At 74.0% G+C, this 14710-nt stretch carries 13 protein-coding genes and 3 pseudogenes; 6 read left to right on the top strand and 10 right to left on the bottom strand.

Going from position 1 to position 14710, the window contains the following annotated elements:
* Positions 1-184: 184 nt before the first annotated feature.
* Positions 185-1675 (top strand): glutamate synthase subunit beta, encoded by a 1491-nt coding sequence (locus ACZ45Q_RS10970; protein ID WP_468258095.1) that lies wholly within the window; start codon positions 185-187, stop codon positions 1673-1675.
* 128 nt (positions 1676-1803) lie between these two features.
* Here ACZ45Q_RS10970 and ACZ45Q_RS10965 read toward each other — a convergent pair whose 3' ends face one another.
* Together ACZ45Q_RS10965 and ACZ45Q_RS10960 are read right to left on the bottom strand one after the other, a co-directional pair.
* Entirely contained in the window at positions 1804-2079 is a 276-nt protein-coding gene (locus ACZ45Q_RS10965; protein ID WP_468258092.1) for a DUF397 domain-containing protein, read from the bottom strand.
* Positions 2080-2940, bottom strand: coding sequence for a helix-turn-helix domain-containing protein (locus tag ACZ45Q_RS10960; protein ID WP_468258089.1), 861 nt, complete (start codon positions 2938-2940; stop codon positions 2080-2082).
* Between the two features lie 344 nt (positions 2941-3284).
* Here ACZ45Q_RS10960 and ACZ45Q_RS10955 point away from each other — a divergent pair.
* The 3 genes and pseudogenes from ACZ45Q_RS10955 to ACZ45Q_RS10945 form a co-directional block, all read left to right on the top strand.
* A pseudogene (locus ACZ45Q_RS10955) lies at positions 3285-3914 on the top strand (ATP-binding protein); the annotation flags it as partial.
* Positions 3915-4108: 194 nt separating this feature from the next.
* Entirely contained in the window at positions 4109-4558 is a 450-nt protein-coding gene (locus tag ACZ45Q_RS10950) for a hypothetical protein (RefSeq protein WP_468258086.1), read from the top strand.
* Positions 4559-4563: 5 nt separating this feature from the next.
* A pseudogene (locus ACZ45Q_RS10945) lies at positions 4564-5150 on the top strand (ATP-binding cassette domain-containing protein); the annotation flags it as partial.
* Positions 5151-5183: 33 nt separating this feature from the next.
* Here ACZ45Q_RS10945 and ACZ45Q_RS10940 read toward each other — a convergent pair.
* The 7 genes from ACZ45Q_RS10940 to ACZ45Q_RS10910 all read right to left on the bottom strand — a co-directional run bounded on the left by ACZ45Q_RS10940 (position 5184) and on the right by ACZ45Q_RS10910 (position 12659).
* Positions 5184-5369: a hypothetical protein gene (locus ACZ45Q_RS10940; protein ID WP_468258083.1), complete on the bottom strand. Its 186-nt coding sequence runs from the start codon at positions 5367-5369 to the stop codon at positions 5184-5186.
* Positions 5370-5524: 155 nt separating this feature from the next.
* On the bottom strand, positions 5525-6214 hold the full coding sequence (locus ACZ45Q_RS10935) for a DUF899 domain-containing protein (protein ID WP_468258081.1): 690 nt from the start codon (positions 6212-6214) through the stop codon (positions 5525-5527).
* A 91-nt stretch (positions 6215-6305) separates the two neighbouring features.
* The gene (locus tag ACZ45Q_RS10930; RefSeq protein ID WP_468258079.1) at positions 6306-7655 is read right to left on the bottom strand and encodes an amidohydrolase; all 1350 of its coding nucleotides are present in this window, start codon (positions 7653-7655) and stop codon (positions 6306-6308) included.
* A gap of 114 nt (positions 7656-7769) precedes the next feature.
* On the bottom strand, positions 7770-9557 hold the full coding sequence (locus ACZ45Q_RS10925) for an FUSC family protein (RefSeq protein ID WP_468258076.1): 1788 nt from the start codon (positions 9555-9557) through the stop codon (positions 7770-7772).
* A 529-nt stretch (positions 9558-10086) separates the two neighbouring features.
* Positions 10087-10863 (bottom strand): nucleotidyltransferase domain-containing protein, encoded by a 777-nt coding sequence (locus tag ACZ45Q_RS10920; protein ID WP_468258074.1) that lies wholly within the window; start codon positions 10861-10863, stop codon positions 10087-10089.
* A gap of 47 nt (positions 10864-10910) precedes the next feature.
* The gene (gene pip, locus ACZ45Q_RS10915) at positions 10911-11876 is read right to left on the bottom strand and encodes a prolyl aminopeptidase (protein WP_468258071.1); all 966 of its coding nucleotides are present in this window, start codon (positions 11874-11876) and stop codon (positions 10911-10913) included.
* A 9-nt stretch (positions 11877-11885) separates the two neighbouring features.
* Positions 11886-12659 (bottom strand): uracil-DNA glycosylase, encoded by a 774-nt coding sequence (locus tag ACZ45Q_RS10910; RefSeq protein WP_468258068.1) that lies wholly within the window; start codon positions 12657-12659, stop codon positions 11886-11888.
* A 223-nt stretch (positions 12660-12882) separates the two neighbouring features.
* Between ACZ45Q_RS10910 and ACZ45Q_RS10905 the strand changes: the two genes are divergently transcribed.
* A complete protein-coding gene (locus tag ACZ45Q_RS10905; RefSeq protein ID WP_468258065.1) occupies positions 12883-13479 on the top strand; it encodes an RNA-binding S4 domain-containing protein in 597 nt (198 codons plus the stop codon).
* A 53-nt stretch (positions 13480-13532) separates the two neighbouring features.
* Here the strand turns inward: ACZ45Q_RS10905 and ACZ45Q_RS10900 are convergent, their stop codons facing one another.
* The gene (locus ACZ45Q_RS10900) at positions 13533-14225 is read right to left on the bottom strand and encodes a class I SAM-dependent methyltransferase (protein ID WP_468258062.1); all 693 of its coding nucleotides are present in this window, start codon (positions 14223-14225) and stop codon (positions 13533-13535) included.
* Positions 14226-14343: 118 nt separating this feature from the next.
* Here ACZ45Q_RS10900 and ACZ45Q_RS10895 point away from each other — a divergent pair.
* Positions 14344-14589 (top strand): annotated as a pseudogene (locus ACZ45Q_RS10895) (DUF6343 family protein); the annotation flags it as partial.
* Between the last annotated feature and the right edge of the window lie 121 nt (positions 14590-14710).

Below are 14710 nucleotides of genomic sequence, written 5' to 3'. Positions count from 1 at the left end.
GGCCCGTCCACGCGCTCCCCGCACACCCCTCGCATACCACCCGGCCTGCGAGAAGGCGCTGCCGGCCGCACTGCGCGCACGGTCGGCCGGACGTATCGTGGCCGCAGGAGTGCCGCCGCCGACGCACCCGGGGACGCACCCGGCGACGCACGGCCCGCGACCCGCGCACGCAAGGAAGACGGCCATGGCCGATCCCAAGGGTTTCATGAGAACCCCCCGCGAGGAGTGGCCGCGCAGGCCGGTCGAGGAGCGGGTCCGCGACTGGGACGAGGTCTATGTGCCGGGGGCGCTGCTGCCGATCATCAGCAGGCAGGCCGACCGCTGCATGGACTGCGGCATCCCGTTCTGCCACCAGGCCTGCCCGCTCGGCAACCTGATCCCCGAGTGGAACGACCTGGTCTCCCGGGAGGACTGGCGGGCGGCGAGCGACCGGCTGCACGCCACGAACAACTTCCCCGAGTTCACCGGCCGGTTGTGTCCCGCCCCGTGCGAGGCGGGCTGCGTGCTGGCGATCAACCAGCCGGCCGTCACCATCAAGAACGTCGAGTGCGCCATCGCCGACCGTGCCTGGGAGGAGGGCTTCACCGCGCCCCGGCCACCGGACCGGCTGTCGGGCAAGACCGTGGCGGTGATCGGGTCGGGCCCCACGGGGCTGGCCGCGGCCCAGCAGCTGACCCGCGCGGGGCACACCGTGGCCGTGTACGAGCGGGAGGACCGCATCGGCGGGCTGATGCGGTACGGCATCCCCGAGTTCAAGATGGAGAAGCGGTATCTGGAGCGGCGCATCGAGCAGATGCGGGCCGAGGGGACGAGGTTCCGGACGTCGACGGCGGTCGGGCGGGACGTCGACGCCGCCGGGCTGCGCGCCCGGTACGACGCGGTGGTGGTGGCCACGGGGGCGACGGCGTGGCGGGAACTGCCCGTTCCCGGGCGGGAGCTGAGGGGCGTTCACCAGGCCATGGAGTACCTGCCGCTGGCCAACCGGGTGTGCGAGGGCGACCTGGAGACCTCCCCGCTGTCGGCGGCGGGCAAGCACGTCGTCATCATCGGCGGCGGTGACACGGGAGCGGACTGCCTGGGCACGGCGGTGCGTGAGGGCGCTGCGTCGGTGACCCAGCTGGACATCTACGCCCAGCCGGGCACGGCCCGCGACGAGGAGAGCGAGCCGTGGCCGACGTATCCGAAGCTGTACCGGCTGTCGGCGGCTCACGAGGAGGCGCGTGATCTGGGGTCCGCGCCGGCGGCCGACGCGGACGCCCGGCTGTTCGCCGCGTCCACGCTCCGGCTCACCGGGGACCCGGACGGGCATGTGCGGTGGCTGCATCTGGTCGGCGTGGACGCGGCGCGCCGACCGGTGCCGGGCAGCGAGCGGGCCATCCCCGCCGAGCTGGTGCTGCTCGCCCTCGGGTTCTTGGGCCCCGACCGCGCGGACGGGCTGGTCGACCAGCTGGGACTGGAGCTGGAACCGCGCGGGACGATCGCGCGGGACGGCCGGTTCGCCACCAACGTCCCCGGGGTGTTCGCCGCCGGGGACGCGGCCCGCGGGCAGTCGCTGATCGTCTGGGCGCTCGCGGAGGGGCGGGCGGTGGCCGCGGCCGTGGACCGCCAGCTGTCGGGCGGGACGACACGCCTGCCGGCGCCGATCGGACCGTACGACCGGCCGATGACGGTCTGACGGCCGCCCGGGTGATGACGGCCTGACGGCCGCCCCTGTGGTGATCAACTCATCGTCGGGACAGGACGGTGGACGGACCGAGGCAGGTGACGCAACGCAACGAGTTAACCAACAAGCCCCCGCGGGGTTCAGGACAGCAGGAAGTCCGCCTCCCCCGCCTTGGCCCCTTCGATGAACGCCGTCATCTCGTCCGAGGTGTAGATGAGCGCGGGCCCGTCGGGGTCGGTGGACTGCCTGAGGGCTATGCGCCCGTCGGCGAGTTTCATGACCTCCAGGCAGTTGCCCCCGTTGCCGCCGCTCCACGGCTTGTGCCAGCCCTCGGTGCCCAGCTCCCGCGCGGGCATGCCGTTGTAGATCCGCTCGCCGCGGGACGGCGGCGCGGGCTGGGACATCATGCGTTCCATTCACAGCTCCTTGCGGAGATCCCGGAGGATCTCCTTCGTGCGATGTGCCGTAGCGGCCTGCGCCGCCATGCGGTCCATGACCTCGAGGTGGGTCGCCACCTCGGCGCGCGCGTCCAGGTAGACCGCGCCGGTCAGGTACTCGCTGTAGACCATGTCCGGCAGTTCCGGCATGGCGAATCGGAACAGCACGAAGGGCCCGTACGTGCCGGGGTGCGGCCCGTTCTCGAACGGGACGACCTGCAAGGTCACGTGGGGCAGCTTCGTGGCGTCGAGCAGTCGGTCGATCTGGGCACGCATCACCTCCGGGCCGCCGACGGGGCGGCGCAGCACGGTCTCGTCCATGACGACCCACAGCCGGGGCGCGTCCTCGCGGGTGAGCAGTTCCTGCCGCTGCATGCGCAGGGCGACGTGGCGTTCGATGTCGTCGGGCCGGGTCTGGGCGATGGCGCCCGACCGCAGCACCCCGCGCGCGTAGTCCTCGGTCTGGAGCAGACCGGGGACGAAGTGGGGTTCGTAGGAACGGATGAGGCTGGCCGCGCCCTCCAGGCTGACGTACATCGAGAACCAGCCGGGAAGGATGTCGTGGAAGCGCTGCCACCACCCCGGCTTGTTGGCCTCCTCGGCCAGCCGGACGAAGGCGTCGGCCTCCTCGTCGCAGACGCCGTACGCCTTCAGCAGCAGCTGGAGGTACGGGATCTTGAGCGAGACCTCGGCCGTCTCCATGCGGCGGACCGTGGCCGGGGCGACCCGGAGGACCTTCGCGGCCTCCTCGCGCTTCAGCCCGGCGCGCTCCCGCAGGTCCAGCAGGCGCCGACCGAGGACGACCTGGCCGACGGTCGGCGCAGACCGCGGTTCGCTCACCGCTCCACCTCCATGCAGAGTCCCTGATTCCCGGTTCCCGGTCGGGGCGCCCGACGGCACGCCCGAGCGGCACGCTTCCACCGTGCCGCCGGCCCTGACTCGACGCCGCTCGCCGGACGCCGCGCTTCGGGCGCCGCGCTCCGGGCGCCGTGTTCCCGACGCCCCTACGCCGAGGGCCGCCGCGTCAGCGTGCGGACAGCCCGGCGGCGCCATTCGAAGACCTTTTCGAAGGCCTGGGCAGACCTTCGCCGATCTGAAGTGGCGCCGCTCGACGTTCTGTTGCGAGCAGTGTGCCACGACCGCCCGAGCCGTCACACTGCACTCTGCATTTTTCAGAGTGACACTTGCCAAGTGTTCACGCCGGGGAGATAGTGGCAAGCGTGATTCCGTCCGCGCCCTTAGGAACAGACACCGCCGCGGGCCTTTCCAGCCTCGGTGTCGCCTCGGGAGCCGGTCCCTCCGGGACGGCTGCCGAGCGCCGGTTCCGCTTCGAGCTGGCCGCGCATCCGGGTTCCCCCGCACAGGCCAGACGCCTGACACGGGCCCGGCTGACCGGCTGGTCCGTGTGCGAGGACACCTGCGACACCGCAGCTCTGGTGGTCTCCGAGCTGGTGACCAACGCGATCGTCCACACCGCGAGCAGGCACATAGTGTGCGAGCTGCACGACGGTGAGGAACTGGTACGCATAGCCGTCCGTGACGAGGGGTGCGCGCCGGGTCAGCCTCAGGCGGCGGCCCGCAGCCGTCCCGAAGAGGAGCACGGCCGGGGCCTGCTGCTGGTCGACGCGATGTGCCATGCCTGGGGCGCGCACGAGCAGGACGCCGGGCTGCTGGTCTGGGCCGAGCTGCCCCGCAAGGCGGACATTCCGCGCGACCCGTCCGAACCCCGCAACGACCTGGGCTGGGGCGCCCGCCCCAAGCCGGGCCCGGCCGACGACGGCTCGGAGAACGAGGACGAGACGGAGTCGCAGGCCCGGGAGTCGACCGTACGGGCACCACAGGCGCACACCCGGCAGCCCCACCCGCCGAGGGCACCGCGGGGACACGCGCCCCAGCCCCCCGGGCCGCAGCCGCACGCGCCGCAAACCCACGCACCCCAGCCGCACGCGCCCCAGCCCCACCCACCCACGGAGCCACCTGCCCGGACCCACCGCAGGGCGGGGGGCGTATGGCTGTGAGGGCCTGGTCCGGCGGCCAGGTACTCGGCCTGGACACACTGGTCCGTCTCCAGCGCGGCCTGCACACGCCGGACACTCCCCGTCGGCTCCCCGTGCCGGAGGGCATGAGCGCCCCGCTGGGCTGCGACGCGGTGGCGGCGCCCGCCGGCCTCGGCCCGCAGGTGCTCCCCCGGCTGCCGCGCGTCGGCTGCGTCTACGCCGATGACACGCAGTGGTGGTGGATCGTGCCGTCCGACTCGGACTACGCCATGGAGTGGCCCGAGCCCGCGCGGTACGCCACCGGCGCGCTCCTGCCCGAATCCTCCGGCCCGCAGCGCGTGCCCGGCCTGATCCACCGCCCGGAGGGCACGGTTCCCTACACGCCGCCGATCCCCCTGTACCTGGCCCTGTGCCGGGTGACGGGCACGACGCCGACCTGGTCGCGCCCGCTCAGCGCCTAACACAGGTGGACGCCCCGGCGGCGGACCGCCAGGCGCTCGCCGAGCGCGTCGCGATGGTGGCGCAGGACTTCAGGCGGTGGCCGTTCACCGCACGCGTCAACGTCGCCTTGGGCCGCAGCTCGGCCCCCGTGAACGACGCGCACGTGACGGACGCGGTCACCGAGGCCGGTGCCGGGGACGTGATCGCGGATCTGCCGCGCGGACTGGACACGCTGCTGGCCCGTCATTTCAGCGGCGGCCACCAGTTGTGCGGCGGGCAGTGGCAGCGGCTCGGGATCGCCCGTGCCGCCTACCGGCGGGGCCGCATCCTGGTCGTGGACGAACCGACGGCGGCCCTGGCCGCACGGGCCGAGCTGGAGATCTTCGAGAGGGTCCGCGCCCTGGCGGGCGCGGTCAGACGGTCGTGATGATCACCCACCGGCTGGCGTCGGTGCGCCACGCGGACCTGGTGCACGTCCTGGACCAGGGCCGGCTGGTGGAGTCCGGGACACCCGACGAGCTGCTCGCTTCCGGCGGTGTCTACGCGGAGCTGTACTCCCTCCAGGCGGACCAGCTCACGAAGGCGCCGGTGCCCACCCGCGAGGCGGGCTGAGGACTGCTCGGGCCCGGCGGCCGGCACAAGGGATCAGGCCGCGGCGTCACCGGCCGCGTCGACGCTCCGGACGATCACCAGGAACATGTCGGTGGACAGATCCATGACGACCTCGGCGGGCAGGCCTTCGGCACGCCGCGCATGAGCGAACTCCTCCGCCGGCCAGGAGCCACGCGGCCCACCGGCGGGAAAGCGTTCGAGCACCGTTCGCCCGTTCACCCTGCACCTCCATGTAGCGCTGTACTCGTAGAGTTAAACGCCAACCATGAGGTGAACGCCTCGCGAAGTGACGGTACTGAGACGTAGTTGACACTCGTTCACCGCAAAGAGTGATGAACATCTCAGCTGTTCGGCCGTTTTCGTTACGTTGCGCATCATTCCTCGTACTCGTCGTGGTAGCGGATGTGCTCGCTGCCCGCAGGCGCCCCGAGAGCCGACGCGCGCCCCTCGGGTTGCTCCCAGGCCTCCTGCCGGCCGAGCGCGGTCAGGTCCAGCAGGCTGGTGGTCGAGCCGAGGCCGTCGAGACCGCGTTCGTACGTCGAGTAGGTGTGGAAGACCCGGTCCCCGTCCCGCAGGAAGCAGCTCAGGCCCGGCCGCTCCAGCAGCTCCCCCTCGTGTTCGAGGGTCACCTCGAAGTCCGTGTTGAAGTCGCTGACGTACGACGAGTACCAGGGCAGCGTCCAGCCCATCCGCGCCTTGAACGGAAGGATCTTGGTGTACGGCGCCCGGGACACGGCGGCGAACGACGTGCCGCGCGCCCGCAGATGCGCCAGATGCCCGATCTGGTCCAGGAAGGCCGAGCAGCTGCGGCAGCCGGCGTCCCATTCGGGGGCGAACATGAAGTGGTAGACGACGAGTTGCCGCCGCCCCTCGAAGAGGTCGAGCAGGGAGGCCTTCCCGTCGCCGCCCTCGAAGACGTACTCCTTGTCGATTCCGACCATGGGCAGTCTGCGCCGCTCGGCGTTGAGCGCGTCGCGCGCGCGGGTGGCCGCCTTCTCCTTGGCCAGCAGGGCTTCGCGCGCCGCGCGCCATGCGTCGCGCGAGACGATCTCGGGAAGCGACATGGGGCTCCTCCTGTGCAACGGTCCGTCCGGAGGTGGTGACCGTCGGCGTCGGCGGAACTCATCGCGGCGCGGCGAGAATTTTTCTCTCGGCTCAGGGACCGTACCGCTGGATGCGCCGGCCGTGACCGCGGTCGGTGAGGGCGGGCAGCCGCTCCCCCAGTTCCCGGACGACCGCGGGGACGTCGAGCGTGAGCAGTTCCCGGTCCCGCATGAGCACCCGGCCGTCGACGATCGTCGTCCGCACGTCGGACGAACGGGCGCTGTGCACGAGGGTGGCGGCGAGGTCGTGGACCGGCTGGGTGTGCGGGCCGGTGAGGTCCACCAGGACCAGGTCGGCCCGCCGCCCCGGCGCGATGCTGCCGACGCTGTCGCCCAGGCCGACCGCGCGGGCGCTCTGCAGCGTGGCGTGGTGGAGGGCCTGACGGGAGGTGAGCCATCTCGGGTCACGTTCGGTCGACTTCTGGATCAGGGAGGTGAGCGCCATGGACTCCCACACGTCGAGGGAGTTGTTGGAGGCCGCGCCGTCCGTGGCGAGCCCGACGGCGACGCCGATGTCGCGCAGGGCCCGCACGGGTGTGGTGGTCGGCCAGGCGAACTTGAGGTAGCCGCGCGGCGCGCTCGCCACCGCCGTACGTCCTTCCGCGCGCGCGAGGACGGGCAGATCGGTCTCGACGATGCCGGTGCCGTGCGCGATGAGCACGTCGGTGCCGAGGATGCCGGTGCGTTCGAGGATCTGTACGGGGGTGGCACCGTGCCGGGCGAGGCTGGCCTCGGTCTGGTCGCGGTTCTCGGCGGCGTGGAGGTGGACGGGCAGGCCGTGTTCGCGGGCGAGGGCGGCGGTGGCGGTGAGGTCGGCCTCCGTCACCGTGTAGGGGGCGTGCGGGGCGAGGGCGGTGGTGATCCGGCCGTCGGCGGCGCCCCGGTGCCGCAGCGCGAACTCCAGGGACCGCTCCCGGCCCTCGGGTCCCTGAGAGGAGAAGTACGCCTCGCCCAGCAGCGCGCGCATGCCGCACTCGGCGACGACGTCGGCGACGGCGTCCATCGCGAAGTAGTGGTCCGCGAAGCAGGTCACGCCGGCCCGGATCATCTCCGCGCAGGCGAGCCGCGCGCCCAGCTCGACGTCCCCGGCCGTCAGATTGGTCTCGACGGGCCAGACGACGTCGTTGAACCACTCCTCGGTCGGCAGGTCCTCGGCCAGGCCGCGCAGGGCGACCATCGGGGCGTGCGTGTGGCAGTTGATCAGCCCGGGCAGGGCGACCTGGCCGCGGGCGTCGATGCGTTCGGCGGCGGGGGTGCCGCGGGCGGCTTCGCCGGTCGTCACGGCCTCGATGACGCCGTCGCGGACGACGATGCCCGCGTCCTCCTCGAAGCCGGCCTCCTCCTGCGCGTCGTGGACGAGAACGGTACAGCCGGTGATGACGAGATCCGCGGGGTGCGTCATGAGGACAACGTACGGCGCCGGACGGCGCGCCGGGGCCGGTATCGGGGACGCCCCGCCCGGCCGACGGGGCTGCACGGGCGGGGCGTCGGTGACCGGACCGGCACGGCGGGTGCGCTATCCGGCGAGCGGCAGGCCGGGCAGGCGCAGCGGCACCCGCTGCCGGTGCCGGGCGAGGTCGTCGCGCAGTTCGGCGAGCCGGCGGACGTGGCGGGGTGTGAGCCGGCCGGTGTCGTCGAGGTGCACGGCGCAGGCGGTCGTGGTGTCGACGAGCAGTTCGAGGGTGGCGGCGAGGTCGTCGGCGCCCGCGGAGTGACGGGCGAGGGCGGGCAGTTCGGCGGCGGCGAGCGCGATCGCCGCGCGGGCCTCGGCCAGCGCGCGGTAGGCCTCCCGGCGCAGTCTCCACCGCGTCGCGCGGTCGCCGGACCCGCCGAGCACATGGGCGAGGTAGGCGTGGGCGGCGTCGCCCGCCGCGACCAGCCGGTCCCGGACACCGCCGCCGCGCTGCCCCGGCAACGGCAGATGTCCGGCGACGAGCACGATCGCGCAGGCCAGCAGGGTCTCGCCGATCCGGGCGGCCGAGGCCTGCGGTTCGCCGCCGGCCATGACCAGGGCCAGCACGAGGACGGTGACGACGGCGGTCTGGGCGGCGAAGTGCCGGGCGGCGACCGGGATGAGGGCGCCGCAGACGGCGACGAGCGCGACGAGGCCCGCCGGCCTGGGCAGCACGGCGGCCAGGGCGGCGAACGCCAGCGCCCCGAGGACGGTTCCGGCGGCCCGGCACAGCACCCGGGACGCGAGCGGCCCCAGGTCCGGCTTGACCAGGAAGACGGCGGTGGCGGGCAGCCAGTACCAGTGCCGGTGCTGCCCGTACCAGTGGGCGTGGTGCAGTGCCTGCGCGACGGCGGCGGCGGCCCCGAAGCTCAGGGCGACCCGCAGCCCGTACTCGCGCCCGCCGGGGCCGAGGACGGTGCGGGCCAGGGCGGCGGGCGAGCGCCTGCGGGTGTGGAGGTCACCGCTCCGGCCGCGGTCGAAGGCCTCGGCGGCGTGCAGCAGGGCGTCGTCGAGGGCGCGCAGGGCGGGCAGGGAGCGGGCGGGCGCGGGCAGCGGCCCGGTGTGCGTGTTGCCGCGCACCGCCGCCGCCAGCCGCCGGGGCCCTTCACCGGCACGCGCGGGCACCGCCTCCCCCGCCCAGGCGAGCGCGGTCGCGGCCTCGGCGAGGGGCAGCGCGGCGGCGTACTGCGCGTGCAGCCGCCGCTCGGCCGCGGACGAGGCGTACCGGCGCAGCCGGGGCCCGGCGAGCGCGTCCTGCGCACGGTCCAGGGCGGCGGTGAGCGCGGCGCGACGGGCGACGGCGTGCTCGGTGCCGGCGGCGTCGAGGAGCGCGGCGACGGCGTCGTACACGTCGGCGACCGCGACCCGCTCCCCGTCGAACCGGAAGTCGCCGGTCAGCGCACCGGGCGTGGGCAGCGCCAGCCTCAGCACGAGCAGCCATCCGGCGCCGGCGAGGAAGGCGGCCGCCCGCTGCCATCCGGTGCCGGGCAGCGGCATCCCGGCCCCGACGGCACCGGCGACCAGCAGTTGCGTCCCGGCCGCGGACGCCACGGGCCCGACGGCGCTGGCGCCCCCGGCGAGCAGTCCGAGCAGGGTCAGTACGAGGGTCAGGGCGACGGCGCCGAGGTGCTCGCCCGCGTACGTGCCGACGAACAGCCCGGCGGCCCCGGCGAGCGCGGGCACGCCGATCCGCCGGACGGCGGCCCGTCGGCTTCCCGGCCGGTCGTTGATCCCGGCCAGCATCGCGGCGATGGCGGCGACCACACCGACGGAGGGGTGCCCGGCGAGCACGGCGAGGAGCAGCAACGGCCCGCCGGCCAGCGCACCGCGCGCGACGGCGTCCCAGGGCACGGGCCCACGCTGGGCCCGGAAGGCGTGGTCGAGCCAGAGGGGAAGCGCCGGGACGGCGAGCCTCCCGTGGCGGCGGGGGCCGGGCGATGCGGCTCGGTGCCGCCGACGCCCGGGGCGCGAGGGCCGGGGTACAGGCTCGTCTTCGGGCCCGGTCACGGACCGGGGCGCGGGCTCGTCTTCGGGCCGGGGCGCGGGCTGGTGCCGGGGCCCGGGCTCGGGTGCGTGACGGGGGCGGGGCCTGGGTGCGTGACCGGGGCGGGGCTCGGGTTCGTGCGGGGGTCCGGGAGCGGGTGAGCGGCGGGGCAAGGGCGCGGGGCTCCTGTCGTCATGTCGAGGGCAGGGGTGAGCCTTCGGGCGACGGTGGCCGGGCAGGGGGTCCCGTCCAGGGTAGGGGGCGTTCTTTGAGCGGAGGGAAAGGGCGTGTTGCGGAGGTGTGACGGTGTCCGGGCCCGGACGGCCCGCGGCGGAGGTCCGGCCGGGAGCGGGAGGCCGGCCCGGGGCGCCGGCACCGCTCGCGACGCCCGTGCGGCTATTCCCCGCGAGCCGCCTCCACGGCCCGTCCGAACAGCGTCTCGGCCTCGGCGACCGCCCGGGTCAGCGCCTCCGGAGCCGGTGACAGCCCGGCCACGAGCGCGTCCGCCTCGGTCAGCCCGGCCCGCAGGACGAGCCCCTTCTCGTTGGTGACCCACGCGCCGCGCGCCGCGAGCACGGCGTGCGCCGTCTGTGTCGCGGCGAGGGCGATCGCGCCCGCGACCTGGGCGACGGCGCCCTTGGGGGCGTGGCCCGCCTTGGCGTAGGCGAGAGTCGCGGCGGCCATGCCGTGCCAGAACCCGGGGGCGGTGCGGCGCAGCGCCTCCGGGTAGGCGGGGCGGGGCAGTTCACCGCGCAGCACCTCGTTGACGGCCAGTTCGGAGACGACCAGGTACGTGGGGATGCCCGCGAGGTGGAACATCAGCGGCTCGACGCGGAAGCGGCCGGCCTCGGCCTCCTCCACCTCGTGCTCGACGACGTCCAGGTCGCGGTAGTGCACGTCCACCCGCCGCTCGTCGATGGTCAGCCAGGCCCCGCCGTTGAAGACACCGCCGCCCCATTCGCCCAGCCCGGAGACCTCGCCCTCCCAGCCGACGGCACGGAGGTCGGCGGGGTCGAAGGAGCCTCGGTAGTAGACCGCCAGGTCCCAGTCGCTCCCGGGCCCGTGGGTGCCCAGGGTCCGGGAGCCGCCCAGGGTGACCGCACGGACGCCGGGCAGAGCGGCCAGCCGGTCGGCGGTGGCGTCGAGGAAGGCGTGGTCGGTGAGGGAGGGCATGGGGCGGGCTCCTGCCGTCCGAGGGGGATCGTCGGTCGTGGGAGTGGTCAATGAAGTCTCGCGTACCTGTCCGTCGCCGCGGTCAGCAGGTCGGTCACGCCCGGTGCGGTGGCGCTGTGACCGGCCTCGTCCACAAGGAACAGTTCGCTGGCCGGCCAGGCGTGGTGGAGCCGCCAGACGATGCCGAGCAGGTTGCCGGGGTCGAGGCCGCCCTGGACCAGGGTGCCGGGGATGTCCGCGAGCAGGTGGGCGTCGCGCAGGACGACGCCCTCGTCGTTGCCCTCGCCCAGGAAGTGGCCGTTGCCCCAGTAGTGGGTCACCGTGCGGGCGAAGCCCATGCGGAAGACCGGGTCCTCGTAGCGGGCCACCGAGCGGGGCGGGGCGGAGGCGACTGCCGTCTCCCAGTCGGTCCAGGCCCGCGCCGCCCGTTCCCGCACGGCCGGGTCGGGCGATTCGAGCAGTCGGTTGTAGGCGGCGGGCAGGTTCCCGTCGCGCTCGTCCTCGGGAACCAGTGCCACGAAGTCCGCGAACGCCGCCGGGAAGAGCTTGCCCAGCCCCTTGGTCATGAGGGTGACCTCGGGGTCGGAACCGGTCGCGACCGCGGTGAGCACCAGTTCCGTCACCACGGCCGGGTGCGTCTGGGCGTAGCGCAGGCCGAGCACGGAGCCCCAGGACGCGCCCCACACCAGCCAGCGCTCGATCCCCAGATGGCGGCGCAGCAGTTCCAGGTCCGCCATCACGTGCGCCGTGGTGTTGACGCTCATGTCGGTGTCGTGGGCGCTCGCGTGCGGCGTGGACCGTCCGCAGCCGCGCTGGTCCAGCAGCACGATCCGGTAGGCGGCCGGGTCGAAGTAGCGCCGGAAGTTCGGGCCGGCACCCGATCCGGGGCCGCCGTGCAGCACCACGGCGGGCTTGCCGTGCGGATTGCCGCTGGTCTCCCAGTAGACGCGGTTGCCGTCACCGACGTCGAGCATGCCGTGGTCGTAGGGTTCGATCTCCGGATACAAGGCCATCGGCGCACCCTAATCGCGGTGCCGGGGGCCGGTCGTCTCCTTTTCCCCGTCCTCCGCGGGCGTGACCGGCAGGCCCGCCGTCCGTGCCGCCGTGCGCAGCACGTGGCGCAGCATCTCGGGGGTGAGCCGGCCGGTGAAGGTGTTGCGCTGGCTGACGTGGAAGCAGCCGAAGAGGTCCAGCCCGTCCCGTCCGTCTCCCGGCTCCGCCCCCTCCAGCGCGACCCGGGCACCGTGCGCGAAGGCGGGCCGGGGCCTCGGCACGGTCCACCCCGCCTCGGCGAACGCGGGCAGTGCCGCCTGCCAGCCGAAGGCTCCGAGGACGACCACGGCCCGTAGCGTCGGCCGCAGCAGGCGCAGCTCCTGTACGAGCCAGGGCCGGCAGGTGTCCCGCTCGCCCGGGGTGGGCTTGTTGGCGGGCGGGGCGCAGTGCACCGGCGAGGTGACGCGGACGCCGTACAGTTCCAGGCCGTCGTCGGTGGAGACGGCGGTGGGCTGCGAGGCGAGGCCCACCTCGTACAGCGCCCGGTACAGGACGTCGCCGGAGCGGTCCCCGGTGAACATCCGGCCCGTGCGGTTCCCGCCGTGGGCCGCCGGGGCGAGCCCGACGATCAGCAGCCGGGCGTCCGGCGGGCCGAAGCCCGGCACCGGCCGGCCCCAGTAGGTCCAGTCGGCGAACGCCGCCCGTTTGGTACGGGCCACCTCCTCTCGCCAGTCGACCAGCCTCGGACAGGCGCGGCAGCCCGCGATGCGCTGGTCGAGCTCGCCGAGTCCACTGCTGTCCATCTCTCCACCGTAGGGCCGTGTCCCGCCCTCGCCGCCCCTTCCCTCCCTTCTCTCACGCTTGGCTGGCTCGAGCCCTCCCCTCCGCCACGCTCGGCTTGGCTCGAACCCTCCCCTCTCCTGAATTCCCGCCTGTCCGGCGTTCGCCGGCCGGAACTTCTCGTCCGGTACCGGGGAACCGGCGCTCGTGCCCCCGCCTCCCCACCGGGAGGCTATGGTCAGGGGCATGGCTTCCGAGCATGACCAGGGCAGCAGCGACGCGACGCCACCGACCGGGCAGTCCGCAGGTGAGACGGGCGGCGTGCCCGCCGGACAGACCGCCGTGGAGCTCGACCCGAAGATCGCCGCGGCCATCGCCGCCGCCGAGGCGGCCGGGCCGAAGACCGGCGAGACGGTCCGCGTCGACAGCTGGATCTGGGCGGTCCGGCTGGTCAAGACCCGGTCCATCGGCGCGACCGCCTGCCGGGGCGGCCATGTCCGGGTGAACGGCGAGCGCGTGAAGCCGGCGCACGCCCTGCGTGTGGGCGACGAGGTCCGCCTGCGGCACGAGGGCCGGGAACGGGTGGTCGTCGTGAAGCGGCTGATCCGCAAGCGGGTCGGGGCCCCGGTGGCCGCCCAGTGCTACATCGACAACTCCCCTCCTCCCCCGCCCCGCGAGGCCGTGGCCCCCGCCGGTGTCCGCGACCGCGGCGCCGGAAGGCCCACCAAGCGCGACCGCCGGGAACTGGAACGCCTGCGTGGCCTGGGTGGCGCGGGCGGGGCCGGCGGCCCGGGCGGCATGGGCATGGGCGGCGGGCTCGGGGGCCGCCCCCGAGGCCGCTGACCTCCCCGGGAGCCGAGGGCAGTGACCCCCGGGACCCAAGGGCGCGGTGGCCGCTATGCCGCCGGCACCGCCCGGACCCATATCCGGTCCTCGGTCAGATAGCGGTCCACTCTCAGGCCCGCCTCCTCGAGCGCTGCCTCGAACTGCTCGTGGGTCAGCGGACGGGACCGGAAGGTCTGCGTCCAGACGGCGTCGGGGAACACGTACTCCACGTGGACCGAGTGGACACCGTCGCCGACCGGTTCGGACGACGCGACGCGCACGGTGAAACCGCTGGGGTCGACCCGCTCCCGGGGCACGTTCGTGTGGTAGTCGCCGCCTTCTCGCTGGATCAGGACGCAGCCGTCCTTCGCCACGTGCCGCGCGCAGGTGCGCAGCAGTCCTCGCCGCACCTCGGGGTCCCCGGTGTGGACGAGGAACGACGCCAGCATGACCACGTCGAAGGTCTCCCCCAGGTCGAGCCCCTCGATGGCGCCGCATATCGTCCGCGCACCGCGGACACGCTCCAGCATCTGGGCGGACTCGTCCACCGCCGTGACCGTGAACCCGCGCTCCAGCAGCGCGTGCGTCACACGGCCCACACCGCTGCCCAGCTCCAGGATGTGGCTCCCCGCGGGTACGGCGGCGGCGACGACGTCCGGCTCGGCTCCGACGGGCAGCCGCGAGTAGAGCTCGACGGCGCAGCCGTCCGGGGTCATGGCACCGGGTCCCGTCCCTCGGTGTCCCTCTCGCATTCTCAGCTCCATGCCCGTCCAACGGCCCGGGTCCGCACACCCGTTCCCGCCACCACCCCGTTCACCCGACCGAGTGAACGGGCGCCGGGGACGGCAGCGAGGTACGTTTTCCTCGGGAGCGGTGACCGCCATGCGTACGGGCAGTGAACCGGCGACCGCGCGCAGTGCGCTGCGGGCGCGTCTCTGGCTGAGCGTGTGGGGGCTGCTCTGGACGGTCTTCGGCACGGCGGCCTTCGCGCTCACCGGGCGCCCCGGCTGGGCCCTCGCCTGTGGAGTGCTGTGGTTGATCGTCACGATCGACCTGGCCGTGATCCTGCGCCACCTCCGCCAGGGGCCGCACTGGCAGCCGGGACGTGACGTCCCGCCGTACCGCCCGGTGGGGGGGGGGGGGGGGGGAAAAAAAAAAAAAAAAAAAAAAAAAAAGAAGGGGGGGGGGGGGGGGGAGGGGGGGGGTTGTTGGTTGCTTCCTTTTTCCACTTCCCCTCCCCGCCGACTTT

The organism is Streptomyces sp. NPDC031049, from assembly GCF_055571015.1.
This window is presented reverse-complemented; position numbering and strand designations above follow the sequence as displayed.

Coding starts and splice junctions, on each gene's coding strand:
- ACZ45Q_RS10970 (WP_468258095.1), top strand. CDS start 185: ATGGCCGATCCCAAGGGTTTCATGAGAACCCCCCGCGAGGAGTGGCCG.
- ACZ45Q_RS10965 (WP_468258092.1), bottom strand. CDS start 2,079: ATGGAACGCATGATGTCCCAGCCCGCGCCGCCGTCCCGCGGCGAGCGG.
- ACZ45Q_RS10950 (WP_468258086.1), top strand. CDS start 4,109: ATGGCTGTGAGGGCCTGGTCCGGCGGCCAGGTACTCGGCCTGGACACA.
- ACZ45Q_RS10935 (WP_468258081.1), bottom strand. CDS start 6,214: ATGTCGCTTCCCGAGATCGTCTCGCGCGACGCATGGCGCGCGGCGCGC.
- ACZ45Q_RS10930 (WP_468258079.1), bottom strand. CDS start 7,655: ATGACGCACCCCGCGGATCTCGTCATCACCGGCTGTACCGTTCTCGTC.
- ACZ45Q_RS10920 (WP_468258074.1), bottom strand. CDS start 10,863: ATGCCCTCCCTCACCGACCACGCCTTCCTCGACGCCACCGCCGACCGG.
- pip (WP_468258071.1), bottom strand. CDS start 11,876: ATGGCCTTGTATCCGGAGATCGAACCCTACGACCACGGCATGCTCGAC.
- ACZ45Q_RS10910 (WP_468258068.1), bottom strand. CDS start 12,659: ATGGACAGCAGTGGACTCGGCGAGCTCGACCAGCGCATCGCGGGCTGC.
- ACZ45Q_RS10905 (WP_468258065.1), top strand. CDS start 12,883: ATGGCTTCCGAGCATGACCAGGGCAGCAGCGACGCGACGCCACCGACC.
- ACZ45Q_RS10900 (WP_468258062.1), bottom strand. CDS start 14,225: ATGGAGCTGAGAATGCGAGAGGGACACCGAGGGACGGGACCCGGTGCC.